11 protein-coding genes are annotated in these 13,798 nt (G+C 38.6%); 9 read left to right on the plus strand and 2 right to left on the minus strand.

All coding sequences use genetic code 11. The annotated features are described in order from the left end of the window. The first annotated feature begins 178 nt into the window (after window positions 1-178). From PT278_RS01270 to PT278_RS01300, 7 genes are all read left to right on the plus strand, one after another. A complete protein-coding gene (locus PT278_RS01270) occupies window positions 179-952 on the plus strand; it encodes an accessory Sec system protein Asp3 (protein WP_277129635.1) in 774 nt (257 codons plus the stop codon). A gap of 32 nt (window positions 953-984) precedes the next feature. Continuing rightward, complete coding sequence (locus tag PT278_RS01275) at window positions 985-1,167, plus strand: hypothetical protein (protein ID WP_277129636.1); 183 nt, start codon at window positions 985-987, stop codon at window positions 1,165-1,167. 13 nt (window positions 1,168-1,180) lie between these two features. Beyond that, window positions 1,181-3,514: a preprotein translocase subunit SecA gene (secA, locus tag PT278_RS01280; protein WP_277129637.1), complete on the plus strand. Its 2,334-nt coding sequence runs from the start codon at window positions 1,181-1,183 to the stop codon at window positions 3,512-3,514. Window positions 3,515-3,560: 46 nt separating this feature from the next. Continuing rightward, the gene (locus tag PT278_RS01285; protein ID WP_277129638.1) at window positions 3,561-4,778 is read left to right on the plus strand and encodes a hypothetical protein; all 1,218 of its coding nucleotides are present in this window, start codon (window positions 3,561-3,563) and stop codon (window positions 4,776-4,778) included. Window positions 4,779-4,793: 15 nt separating this feature from the next. Next, window positions 4,794-6,263 (plus strand): accessory Sec system glycosyltransferase Asp1, encoded by a 1,470-nt coding sequence (gene asp1 / locus PT278_RS01290; protein ID WP_277129639.1) that lies wholly within the window; start codon window positions 4,794-4,796, stop codon window positions 6,261-6,263. Further along, the gene (asp2, locus tag PT278_RS01295; protein WP_277129640.1) at window positions 6,264-7,820 is read left to right on the plus strand and encodes an accessory Sec system protein Asp2; all 1,557 of its coding nucleotides are present in this window, start codon (window positions 6,264-6,266) and stop codon (window positions 7,818-7,820) included. A 239-nt stretch (window positions 7,821-8,059) separates the two neighbouring features. Continuing rightward, window positions 8,060-9,604, plus strand: coding sequence for an ATP-binding cassette domain-containing protein (locus tag PT278_RS01300; protein ID WP_277129641.1), 1,545 nt, complete (start codon window positions 8,060-8,062; stop codon window positions 9,602-9,604). 54 nt (window positions 9,605-9,658) lie between these two features. Here PT278_RS01300 and PT278_RS01305 read toward each other — a convergent pair whose 3' ends face one another. Beyond that, window positions 9,659-12,007: a transglycosylase domain-containing protein gene (locus PT278_RS01305; RefSeq protein WP_277129642.1), complete on the minus strand. Its 2,349-nt coding sequence runs from the start codon at window positions 12,005-12,007 to the stop codon at window positions 9,659-9,661. Further along, complete coding sequence (gene recU, locus PT278_RS01310) at window positions 11,994-12,629, minus strand: Holliday junction resolvase RecU (protein ID WP_277129643.1); 636 nt, start codon at window positions 12,627-12,629, stop codon at window positions 11,994-11,996. The genes PT278_RS01305 and recU overlap by 14 nt, the downstream gene beginning before the upstream one ends. Before the next feature lie 69 nt (window positions 12,630-12,698). Here recU and PT278_RS01315 point away from each other — a divergent pair, with 69 nt between their 5' ends. Both PT278_RS01315 and PT278_RS01320 read left to right on the plus strand, forming a co-directional pair. Next, window positions 12,699-13,268 carry a DUF1273 domain-containing protein gene (locus tag PT278_RS01315; RefSeq protein ID WP_277129644.1) on the plus strand — a complete coding sequence of 190 codons (570 nt, stop codon included), beginning with the start codon at window positions 12,699-12,701 and terminating at the stop codon, window positions 13,266-13,268. Window positions 13,269-13,359: 91 nt separating this feature from the next. Further along, the gene (locus tag PT278_RS01320) at window positions 13,360-13,794 is read left to right on the plus strand and encodes a DivIVA domain-containing protein (protein ID WP_277129645.1); all 435 of its coding nucleotides are present in this window, start codon (window positions 13,360-13,362) and stop codon (window positions 13,792-13,794) included. The last annotated feature ends 4 nt before the right edge of the window (window positions 13,795-13,798 follow it).

A 13,798-nucleotide genomic window follows, 5' to 3' on the forward strand; every position in this document is an offset into this window, starting at 1 on the left:
TAAGAATATTAGTTAAAACATCCCAATATTTATCGAATTTAAGATAGATATTGGGTGTTTTTATATATTCAGATTTTATAATAAATGTAGGCGGTTTATGTTATAATAATCTTAGTATATCAATGAATATTATAGTTATCGTTCATTAGTTTATTTAATGATTATGAGGTCTAAGATTGTGGGAAATGTCTATCTCTTTTTTTGTCCCTTAAATTTGTTCTATCTCTATACTTACGGGGCTAAGATTAATTTTGGCGACGATAAAATTAGTTATGAAAATGCCATTTTGTCGCCGGGACAGCCATTAATAACTTGGCGTAATGCGCGGTTGGCTCTTGATGAAATTCCAAGTATGTATTTACCAATACTTGAAGCTAATCAAAGATACCAATTTTTAATTAATAGCACTGAAGAACCTCATAATTCATTGTCATTAGCTGTGACCCAGTTTGATGATGGTAATGGCCAGCTTAAGCATGATGTTTTTGAGCAAAAGGGCGGCGTATTCACTGTCTTACCAGAAACAAAGAATTATCAACTTGATCTGATTAATTTAAACAACCATAAGTTTGAATTTAGCGCTGTTATCCTTGCCAAAACTAAAACAATGAGTAAATGGAATATTCAGTTAAACTGCCATACTGCGTTTCGCTTAATTAAAATTCAAACTAAGAAGTGCAGCAATAAGCCGTTTGTATTACACATTCAGTCAAAGGCTGATGTAGTGCAGCGATTGAACTTTAACAAAAACTACAATCATGTGTTCATCACGTTGCCGCTTGACCAAAATGGACAATTTGTATTGAGTGCTGATGATTTAACACAGCTAGTTAATGAATTGTCACAGCTATTAACTAACGCGGAGTTGCGGCAGCTCATTAAGCAACGGGCACATGATGACATAACAAAAACTATTGTTGCCCAGCTAAAGTCTGTTTCTGAGACACAATAAAGCTTTATCTTATTAACAAGGAGGCTGATTTGATGAAAAGTCCACTTGATGAAAAAATCCAAAAGCAGTTTGGGAATGAAGAAAATAAATATCCAATAGTTAAAAAGAACCACAAGACAAGAACAGAAAAATTAACTATCTTGGTTAGTTTACTGTTAGGACTGGGAATTATTATTGGCGCGGTTTATCCGTTAATTCAACTATTAGTTAGATAATCTGAGAAAAAACATGAAGTCATATTTAAAAAATCACCGCTACTGGCAAAAGACAACCCAAATTATGAAATTGCGCGATCAATTTGCTGAATTGAGTGATGACGAAATTAAGGCTAGAACAAAGAAACTGCAACGGCAGTACCAGCAAGGCGCTTCACTTAATTCACTTTTAGTGCAAGCTTACGCCTTAGTCTGTGTTGCAGATGAACGGGTGCTGGGGTTACGGCCGTTTAAGGTGCAAATTTTTGGTGCTGTGGCAATGCACTACAATAATGTCATTGAAATGAAAACCGGTGAAGGCAAGACACTTACCGCAACGATGGTAATGTTTTTGCATGGCTTAACAGGTCCTGGGAACTTTTTAGTTACGGCTAATTCCTACTTGGCAAAACGTGACGCAACCAATATGGGCCGAGTATATCGCTGGCTAGGCTTAACTGTTAGCTACAATAGTGAAGACGCGACTGATAACGAACAAAAGCAAGAAATTTACCAAGCTGATATTGTTTACACCGATAGTGGCACCTTCGGCTTTGATTATTTAACCAATAACCTCGTGTCAACAACCGAAAAGCAATTTATGCCGCCCTTTAAGTTTGCCCTAATTGATGAAGTTGACGCGGTTTTACTAGATCTTGCCTCAACACCGTTAGTAATCTCTGGTCGGCCTAAGGGACAATCAAATTATCCTAAGTTGGCAGATACCTTTATTAAGACGGCAAAAGAGAAGCGTGACTTTGCCTACAGTAAAGACCGAAAGAAAGTCTGGTTTTTGAAGACAGGGATTAAGCGAGCTAGTGAGTTTTATGGGGTGCCTAATATCCTAGCGCAAAAATACGCTGACATCTATCGTTATTTGTATTTAGCTCTTAAGGCAAATTATGTTTTAAAACGCGATCAAGACTACTTGGTAGATGACGGCAAAATTGTCCTGATTGACGACAATAATGGTCGCAAGATGAACGGTATGCAATTGCAGGCAGGTCTTCATCAAGCAATTGAGGTTAAGGAGGGACTAGAGGTCACTCCCCAGCAGCAAGCAATTGCGACAATTACCTATCAAAACCTATTCCGTATGTTTACAAGTTTAGCGGGAATGACCGGGACGGCTTCAACTGATCGGAGTGAATTGATGCGTATCTATAACCTAGCTGTTGTACAGGTACCGACTAATAAAGAAAGTATTCGGGAAGATAAACCTGACCAGATATTTTTCACTAATAAGGCGAAGCTATTGAGCTCGTTAAAATTAGTAAAGCAAAACCATGAAAAAGGACGCCCAATATTAATCGAAACCGGTTCTTTGGAATTATCTAACCTATATTCTGACTTACTATTTCGTGAACACATACCTCATAATTTGTTAAATGCACGTAGTGTTGTTCAAGAATCAGCGATGATTGCGGTCGCGGGACAAGTAGGAATGGTAACTGTCTCAACGTCGATGGCTGGTCGCGGGACTGATATTGTTCTGTCTGACGAAGCTAAAAAATTAGGCGGTCTGTTAGTTATCGGTACCGAGCGAATGAGCATCAAGCGAATTGACAACCAATTAAGAGGGCGTGCTGGTCGGCAAGGACAACCGGGAACGACGATTTTTTATACTTCTCTACAGGATCAACTAGTTAATAAGTTTCCGTCTTCCAGAATTAGTAAGGCAATTAGACGCCACGAAAAGCAGTCTGCTCAACAAATTACCGGACATTTACGGTATCAGCATTTATTTGATAATTTGCAAAAGAATGTTGCCCACCAAAATGAATCTTCACGGTTTATGACGTTGCAATATGGTGAGATTATGCGTCTGCAGCGAGAGGCTGTCTATCATGCACGTGCACAAGTTATGGAAGAATACCAAGACCTTGATGAATTAGTAATTACGAACAGTGAGCAGGCAATTGATAATTTTGCAGCCGAAGACAATTTGCAGACAGCAACTATTATGGATTATCTATTAGAGAATATTGATCCGGAATTTGTGACGCAGATTAACATTAGTCATTCATCTAGCTATCGGCAGGAGCTTAAAAAGATCATGCTTGCTGCTTTAGATAAGAAGAAAAAGCAATTCAAAAATCAGGAAGCTTGGCATTATTATGAGAAGCTGACAATTCTAAAGGCAATTGATGATTCCTGGGTTACGCAGGTAGATACACTAGAGACTTTACGGGTAGAAACTGAACAAAAAACTACAGGACAAAGTAATCCGATGTATCAGTATCAGACAGATGCGCTAAACAGTTTTATTAAGATGCGGCAGGATATTGCTCAGCGGGTAATGAGAAACGTCTTATGTTCGGACACTGATGGAAGCTCTGATGAAGGGATGCAGATTTATTTTGCATAGTGACAGTAACTTGGGTAAAGAATAGAAATAGGAGGGCAATGCGCCGATGAAAAAGCGAACTTTACAAAAACGAATTCTGTGGTTGCTTTTTTTGGTGGCAGTTTATTGTTTGGGACAGTTTATCATTATTCCATTCGTGTCTACTAAAATTGCGGAACATTATTTAAGGAGAAACACTCTTTTACGGGTAATCGGGATGTACACTGGGGCGCAAACTAATCGGCCCTCGCTATTAATGCTAGGCATTGGCCCCTATATGTCCGCTAACATTGTTTTACAGGCAATAACTTCATTAGATATTGCTAAGTTAAGAAACATGTCTGCTCACGACACCGGGATTTTAATTAACTTTTTAAGTTTGTTTTTCGGAATTTTGCAGGGAATTATGTATGCCTACAATTTACGGCCTGCACTGATTTACATTGGCTTTTTTGGTCATAATGTCAGCTTTTTACTAACAACTATCGTTTTAATTGCGGGAGCAATGATTGCTGTCTTTTTAGCTAACCTTAATTCAGAAAAAGGAATTGGCGGCTCGGCAATGTTGATGTTACCGCAGCTGTTGGTGTCATTGCCGACAATTCTCAAGCACGGTTGGGGCAACGGCACTTACAAATTTACAACCAACAATCTAATTATTGTTTTTGCAGTCGTTATACTATTAATTCCGTGCGGACTAATCCTAACTAGAGCTGAGGAACGGCTTCCTTTACGCAACCCAATGTTAACCAGTAACTTTGCGGAATCATTCTTTCCGATGCGCTTACTATTAGGTGGTGCCATGCCCTTTATGTTTTCCAACACGCTCTTTATGCTGCCGCGAATGTTATCAGGCAATGCTAAAAAATTCAAAAATATCGTTCTTAGTCTAACGTCGCTCAACCAGGTAAGCGGCATTCTGTTCTATGTATTGATAATCATAATTTTGAACTTTATCTTTGGTATTATCTCGCTGCAGCCAAGTGTTAAGACAAGAGAGCTAAAAGAATCCGGTTGTTATTTTTACGAAACAGTTGCTGGGGCTGACACAGAAAGCTTTTTACTGCAACACTTTATCAGATTAACTTGGGTTAGCAGCTTATTTTTAATTTTAATTAGCGTGTGGCCGCTGATATTGGGACTGAAATGGCACCAATTAGCCAACTTGACACCATTTATCGGTAATGCATTCATTATTATTACGATTGTCTATGCCGCTAAGCAAGAATACCAAACACTCAATAATGAACGTAAGTACGTCATTAACATGTGGGCCAAGAACTAATGATTAGGTGGAAAAATGATAACTTTAATTCCTAATTTACGGGTAACAAATGATTTTTACCAAGAAAACAGCATTTTAAACTTGTATTCAAATTTTACTAAGGCAAAATTATCCTGCCAATTGCTCTTAATTGATGAATTTCCTGATTCTGAATTGCTGCTTAAGCAGGCAGGTATTACTCGCCAGCATTATTGTGCAATTTTTGATGAAATTCAGGGAATTGATGCTCCCGGTAGTCCTATGTTTTTGACGGATTTAAACCTTGCATCTGACTATGTTCCTTCCTATGGCGATAGCCAAAGCGGCATTGTGACATATTACCGTGATAATCAGCCAGCATTACAGGTCAAGTTGACCAAAAACGGCTGCGTTGACACGGTTACGCAGATAAGTGGTTCATCATCAATTAGCGACCAATATGATATTCGCGGTTTTCGCAGTAGTCGCAGTTATTTTTCAACCGCAGAACAAAAAAAGCCATTTAAAAAAGAATGGTTTAACTGTCAGAACGAATTGGTAATGACAGCTACTGATAAAGAGATTTTAATTGCTAAAGCACAGCAGAATCGCTTTAAGAAAAGAAAGTATGCTAATTTAGCTGAAATAATCGCTGAATTTGTCCAGCCGCACCTTAATCCTGCTGAGTCAATCATTGCTGATGCTTGGAATACTAGCATTAGTTTACAAGAACAATTAGTAGACCAGCGTTTTTACTTTTTGGTAGAAGACACAACGCAGCTTTCTACAGCTGCAGTTAATGCTACTTACATTTTTCCTAACGATAGTGTCAAAGATAACTTCCTAGCTAATTATCCCGTCAGCCAAGAGCAAACTCGAATTATTGCACCATATTTCCCTGATTTTTCATTTAGCAACAGCAATTATTTAGCCGAGCAACTGATTTATTGGCGTGTCGGGCACAGTAGCTACGACACAATTACCAAGATTTTGTATCAATTGCTCGACCTGCTAGTTGCATATCCGAGCGTAACTGTTGTTACAGATAGTGACCTAGTCCACGGTCAATTTTTAAAAGCATTAATTAAAATCTTAATCAAGCAATTTAACCAAGAACTTAGCAACTTGGACAAGCAAAAACCGCGTAATGAAGCAGCTGCTAAAAAGATTACCGAACGAATTGCGGCTATTAAACGAATTACCTTTAAGGAGTTAGCCGATTATCAAGCTAGAAAAAAATTATTGCAGCAGGTGCGGCTATACTTAGATACTGGAGACAATACTTGCTTTTCCTTACAACTAGAGGCTATTACTGCCGGTATTCCGCAGATAGTCAAGCAGGCTAATGGCATGGTGCACGAAGGAGTTAACGGTTATTGCATCAAACAGTCAACTGGATTAGCTCAACAACTTGAGCCGTTTTTAAGTGAATTTTCGGCTTGGAATGATGCGGCAATTGAAGATGTTAAACTAATCGAGCAATTTTCAGCAGAAAAATTAGTTAAGGAATGGAAAGGACTGATTTAAATGAAAAAAGCAAAACGATACCTATTCCACAGTGGTCAACAGTCCTATAACTTAACCGATAAATTTTTAACAACTTTTACTTATGTTTGGGCCGAACCATTTAATTTGCACAAGAATGATTTAGAACCCATTTTTGACAAATCAGAGTTCAATGAAGATTATTCTGACGCCTTTTTTCTGTTAGATGAGACTTCTTCGTGGCTGACAAATTATGAATTGTTAAAGCAGTTGCCCGCCAATCAGATAATCTATAGCAGTCAAGCAAAATTATCCGGTAAAGTGCAACGATTATTGGATTTACGCGGGGCTTTTAAGCTCGATTTTGGGACCGATTTAAGCAACTTACAGTTTACCCTCAATCATTATTTTTACGGTCGCGGCGAAGGGTACCGCATTACTTTATCTGAATTCGTCTTGCAAAAACAATTTATGGCTAATGCCAAGCTAGTCGGTAACAATTATTATGACCTCAAAGTTGCGGCAACTCATGGATGGACCAAGCTGGGTGAACTACGTCACAGTGTCTATTTACCCCTTGAAATGGATGAAGATATAATTATCGAATTTCAGCAATTAGGATCGGTTGAATTAAAAGTTGAAGCCGTGTGTTTTTCACTCAATCAAAGCAAAATAATTGGGAGATTTAGTAAGAGCGGCAAAGAATTACATGATGGCAAGTTAGTTATTGCCGGATTAAAAGAAGCAACCTATTTTATTCTTCAATTTTATGTTCGCGGTGAAGGTAATTTACACCTAGGCTATATCCATATTAGACGTTCACTTGGTAAGTACGGCAATATTGTACTTGGAGCTAAGACAGTAAACGATGACCGCCATTTGAGCGGAGACATTGCCTACTTGTTTAATGCTGGTGACTTGAAGCCACCATTAAACGTTATTTTCAGCGGTTATCATACAGCCGAATCATTTGAAGGTTATCGAATGATGAAGAACTTGCAGGCACCGTTTTTATTAATTAGTGATTTGCGTTATGAAGGCGGCGGCTTTTATATTGGTTCCGATCATTTCGAGCAAAAAGTACTTGCCGTCATTAAGAGCTACTTGAAAAAGCTGAACTTTACTAATCAAGACCTAGTATTGTCGGGAATGTCAATGGGTACCTATGGGGCAATGTATTATGGCTCGCAATTAAATCCCGGCGCAATTGTGATCGCCAAGATTTTGCTAAATATTGGAACAATTGCAGGAAATATTAGTATTGAGCGCCCAGAAGATTTCAGATGTGCCAGTGACTTGGTTTTAATCAATGAAGGTGCTAATGACAAAGCAGCCCAGAAGCGAATGAACGACCACATGTGGCGCAAACTTGCCAACAGCTGCTTTACTAATACGACCTTTGCATTGGGCTACATGGAAAACGACGACTACGATCCCAATGCCTTTACAGAGCTTAGAGAGTTTTTGGTTAAACGCAATCCGCAAGTTCACTTACTCTCTAAAGGCTTTCCTGGGCGACACAATGATGACACGCCAAGTATTGCCAATTGGTTTGTACGCCAGGTCGGTAAAACATTAAAGAATAAGTATCAACGATAACTTAAAAAGACATAGCTGAGCTATGTCTTTTTTATTTTGGTAATTAATGATAAAATTATTAAAAATATCATGATGTCGTAAGACAAATTCGTTTACAAGGAAGTGATTCTGATGAGAAGTTTACTAGTCAATCAAAATATGATGGAAGTTGCCTAACAAGAGCAATTTTTAGTTAAAGATCAACTTTTATTAGGACAAATTCCATAATTTAAAAATATTATTACTAAGGTGTGATAGTTATGGAATTTATTAAAATTATTGATCTTACAATTAGTTATCAAGGAGTAAAGCTATTTGCTATCCCTAATTTAAAAATTACTTCCAATGAAAAAGTCGGATTAATTGGAGCAAATGGTGTTGGCAAAACGACCTTAATGCGGACGATCTTGCAATTACCCGAAGAAGCACATGGCCAAGTTATTAAAAATTGTTCCCCCATTTATGTACCACAATTATTACCGCAAACAGACCAAAGTGGTGGTGAAAAGGAAAAGACTGCACTTAAACGTGCTTTTCAGCAGTTAAAGGGGCACAAAGACAGAATACTATTACTTGATGAGCCTAGCTCAAACTTAGATGAAGCTGGGCAAGTCTGGTTAACTAACCAGCTGCAGCAATTAAGTTGTCCTATGCTAGTAATTAGTCATGATCGGCAATTATTGAACAGAGTTACTAATTGCACTTGGGAATTGAAGGGGCAAAAAGTCACAGTCTTTAAAGGCAATTTTGTTGCTTATGAAAAATTTTCAGCTCAGAAAAAGGCACATCAAGAAGTTCAAGACCACCAACACGAATTAAAACGCAAGCGACTGCAAAAAGAATATCAACGTAAGCAAGCTCAGGGTCACACCGCACGGAAACGTAAAGCTGGTATCTCAGTTGCTGATTGGAAGTCCCGTGGTGACGCCAGTGGTACGCAGCGTAAACTACTAAGGCAAAGCCGCATTCTAACAAAGAGAATAGCCGCAGAAAATGCGGCAATTAAGCATCCCCACAAGCGACAACCAATTACATTGAAAAATATTGCAACTCATTTAAGTGAGTTGCAGCTGCCAAATAAAGCTAACTTAGTGACCATTAAGCCGCAGACTATTTGCTGGCAATGGCAAAAATTGTTTACAATTAATCATGAATTGAAACTGCAAACTGATAGTAAAATTGCTTTGGTTGGACCTAATGGCAGCGGTAAGTCGGTTTTTTTGAAAAAGTTGGCCCAGCAGCAACTGTCTGGCATTTATCATCTGCAATTAAATAGTGGGCTATTCAACCAAGACCTAACAACTTCATTAACTAATGAGACTATATTAGACAAGTTATTACACGAATCAATTTTCACTCGCAGTACAACAATTCAGTTATTGGGCGACTTGAATTTGGAGCCAGCTTTTAATGAACCAATTAGACAATTAAGTGGCGGACAACTAGTTTGTTTTAACTTAGCTCATGTCTTGTTAGGTCGGCATAATCTGCTCTTGCTTGATGAACCGACTAATTTCTTAGATATTGGTTCAATTACGGCACTAACTGACTTTATCAATAATTATCCGTTTGCGCTAATTATTGTGTCACATGACCAGCAGTTTATTGCCGAACTCAACTTGCCTAAATGGCAAATTCAAGGTGGGCAATTGCTTAATGGTGCTTATCTACAAGCAAACGGTGATAACAAGGAAGAGGAGATTGCACTACTCAAGTTTAAACGAGACCAGATGATTGCCGATCCGACTGTCGAACTTAAAGAAATAGCAACGATTACCCAGAAGTTAAACCAGTTAACTAAATAAAATAAAAACCTCACGGTAACTAACCGTGAGGTTTTCTTTGCTTATTAATCTGACTTAATGATGCTGCTTATTAGCAGTTGAATTATTTTCAGTCGTTGTCGTTGTTGATCCTTCATTAGTCGTTGAACTTGATGAGGAATTATTAGAGTTAGACTGATGATGTTCAGATTGATTATTGTTATTTTGGTTATTCTGATGTGTATTGGTATGGTGCTGACTATCATGGGACTGTGTAGTAGAACCATTTTGTTGCTGGTGCTGCTGATTTACAGCATGGTTTTCCTGCGTATTAGTCGTTGAGCTAGAACTATTTGTATCAGCTTTCTCATCATCTTCATCATAGCTGCTGCTATCGTCAACAATTCCACTTGGAGCATGACCGCGAACAAATAACTGCCACTGTCCACTTGTAGAAACTTCAGGTGGGTTAGAGTTTTTAGCAATTCTTGCCCGAATAACTGAATCCGGCTTTTGCCAATCAACATTGGCCTTGTTCTGCATCAGATACGACATCATGCTCTTATACAATAATTGGGCAGATTGCTGACCAATCCCAGAAATTGTCCCGTCTTTTAGATTATCATAGCCAGTCCAAACACCCATGACGTAGCTTTGCGTGTAACCAACAAACCAAGAATCTTTAGGCGTTGAAGCATAGCCAGGGTAGCGAGCTAAGTCTTGGTCAGAATACTTAACCGAACCAGTTTTACCAGCTTGGTGCAAGCCGTCAATTTTGGCACTAGTACCTGAACCAGTTTTAATTACGCCCTTAAGCATGTCAGTAATCATATAAGCGGTTGACTTGCTCATTACTCGAACACCAGCGGAATCATAGTTTCTTGTTAAACCATCTGGAGTTTCAATTTTAGAAACAAACTGCGGTTTGTGGTAGACGCCCATTGTCGCAAAAGCACTAAAGGCACCAGCCATCTGCATACTTGAAGCATTTGCCCCAATCGCTACTGACAAGCCGGAAGACTTAGGAACATTAATTCCTAATTTTTGGGCAAAAGCAGCAGCTCGCGGAACACCGACCTGTTTTAAAGTCTTAACAGCAGGGACATTACGTGATTGCTCCAAGGCATGACGCATGGTCATCATGCCATCATACTTGTTATCCCAGTCATAAAGCTGAACATTGGTACCAGGGTAATAGTATTTACTATCATCAAGCATTTTGGCTGTTGACCAATTTAGATACTGAATTGCTGGACCATAGTCCAAGACCGGTTTAATTGAAGACCCAGTTGAACGGCTAGTCTGAACAGCACGATCAAGACCTAACTGGACAGGAGGTAAGTGGCGGCCACCGATAATCGCAACAATATGACCGCTGCTAGGATCGACTACGGTAGCTCCAACTTGCATTTGGTCGCTGGTAAACGGCACTTGACCATTATTAGCAAGCTCATAAAGTTTGTTCTGAGCTTTTTGGTCAATATTCACTGTAATCTTGAGGTTATCACGGTAGGGGTCAAAGCCTTTAGCTTGTACTTCAGCGATTGCTTCCTTAATATATGGGTCATCAATTTTACGCAAATTAGTTTGCGCCTTTTGACTATGATACTTAAGACCTTTTTTAATGCTCTCTTTGCGTGCCTGATCGTATTGCGCCTGCGTGATTTTCTTATTATCAAGCATTGCACCCAAGACAATATCCCGGCGATATTTAGCATATTTTGGGTAAGTATATGGATTATAAGCAGTTGGTCTGTTAGGCATCCCAGCTAGTAATGCTGTCTGAGCTAAGTCAAGCTTACCAATGCTCTTACCGTAATAATAATTAGCAGCAGTCCCAATTCCATAATTACCATAATTCATGTAAACCTTATTAATGTAAAATTCCAGAATTTGGTCATGTGTATATTCGCGTTGAACTTTCATTGCCAGCCAAGCTTCTTGGGCTTTACGGCGCAATGTTCTTTGCGAAGCATCAGTAGAAAAGACGGTCAATTTAACTAGCTGCTGAGTAATTGTTGATCCGCCAGCGGCAATGCTTTTGCTTTGAGCATTAGTTAACATTGAACCGGCAATTCTGATTGGGTCAACACCTAACTTATCTTTATAGAAGCGTTTATCCTCAACCGATACAATTGCATCTTTGAGTAGCTGCAGCTTAGGACTGTCCTTAACGTAGATGCGCTTTTCTGAACCAAGTGATAAGAGAAACTTGCCATTAGTTGTATAAAAACCGGATGATCCACCGCTTTCGAGTTGGGCCTGACTAATGTTAGGTGCATCTTTTGCATAATATGCAAAAAGACCAATTCCCGAAACAATTAGCAGTAACGCAGCTATCAGACACCACTTAACTATCCGCTGCCACAACGGTTTGGGCTGTTTTTGCCGATATTCTTGACGCGACTGGCGCTGATTATTTGAACTAGATTTATTGTTTGCCATTATTCATATTCCTATCTGTAATAAAATGATCTACAGCAATTAAATAGGGCAGCGTAGGCTGAAAACCACTTTTAATTTCAACTGACCACTTTTCTACCTCGGATAAAGTCACTGAACTTTTATCTTTAGTCCACCAAGCTTTAATAATAAAACTAGCAGGAGTGACAAAATACCGTTTTAAGCTTGTAAAGCCAATAATTGTAAAACAAATTCCCTGCTGCTTCAAGCATTCTTCTAAATGGACAATTTGGTGTTCATGGAAATTTTTTAGCGGGAAGTTCGTCTTATTTTTGGTTTCTTTAGCTTCAAAGTCTAAATAATAACCTTTATATACTCCATTATAGTCCGTTGTTGACTCTTGGCGAAAATATGCTTCGCGAATTACTGCTCTTGACCGTTTAGGATAATCTACCTTCACAATTTGCACTGGTGTTGGCTTTTTGTGAACAACGGCCATTTCCTTTAGACGATAATATTTATTTGATTCGTTAATCATTTGTTCCAAAGTCATTCCACGTCCCGAAAAACTGACGTTTTTACGGTGCTGAAAATTTGTGCGGATTTTGGGTTCTTCAGTTGATTTACGAAATGTGGCTAAACTGCCGCTTGGATATTTGACCATCAATCTCACTCCTGCTAGCATTATAGCAATAAAGAAAAAAATTTTGAACAAGGAGCTATCTGTTTCACTATGCAACGACTATGGGTTACCGGTTACAGAAATTACGAGTTGAGTACCTTTGGCGATAAAGATCCCAAGATTAAAATTATCAAGCTTGTTCTGGAAAAATGCATGATAAAACGACTAGAAGATGGCCAGCTTGATTGGGTAATTACTGGTGCTAACCTAGGCGTTGAGCAATGGGCCAGTGAGGTTGCAATCAGCTTACGTGACCGCTATCCTTTACGCATTTCAATGATTACACCGTATGAAGAATTCGCCGGCCGCTGGAATGAAACTAACCAAGGCAAATTTCTCAATTTAAAAAATCAAGTTGATTTTTATGCCTCAACGTCAAGTCATCCATATCAAAGTCCAGTCCAACTGCGCAACTACCAAAATTTCATGTTGATGCATACAGATCAAGCACTAATGATCTATGATCCTGAAAATCCGGGTAAACCGAAATTTGATTATAATTTAATCAAAAAACACCAAGAAACCAAGGATTATCCCTTAGAATTAATCGATTTTTATGATTTACAAGATGCAGCAGAAGAATATCAAGAAAGTCTTGCAGAAAAAAAGCGTTCAGAATAACTTAAAAGTTTGTTTAAAGTTAAATTTGCGGTTTTAAGCACGCACTCTTTTTGCTAAAATAAAAGGGTATGATAAAGGAGTTGTCGTCACTATGCCAGATTTAAATGATATTCAATTATCCACACAGGATATTTTAAAAAAGCAATTCAGAACTAAAGTTAAGGGGATTGACCCAGACGAAGTTGACGCCTTTTTAGACAAGGTGATTGCTGATTATGATACTTTTGAACAAATTATCGAGGATCTTTATGGTCAAATTGGTGATTTGCAAGGAAAATTAATCAATGACCAACAAAAAGAAAAAACCGCAGAAAAGCCAAAATCACGCCGCGTTGCGCCAACTGAACCAACCGAAGATACTGTTCGGACGTATACTCCAAGTAGTCAATCAAGCACCTTTAACTCTTTTGCAGATAACGATCAAGAAACCGAAAATTCGACTAACATGGCGATAATTCAACGCATTTCGGCACTTGAACGCAAGGTTTATAACCTGGAAAGACAAGTTTATGGGTTACAAAAGTAATTTC

The sequence above is a fragment of the Lactobacillus sp. ESL0703 genome, from assembly GCF_029433435.1.
Taxonomy (GTDB): domain Bacteria; phylum Bacillota; class Bacilli; order Lactobacillales; family Lactobacillaceae; genus Lactobacillus.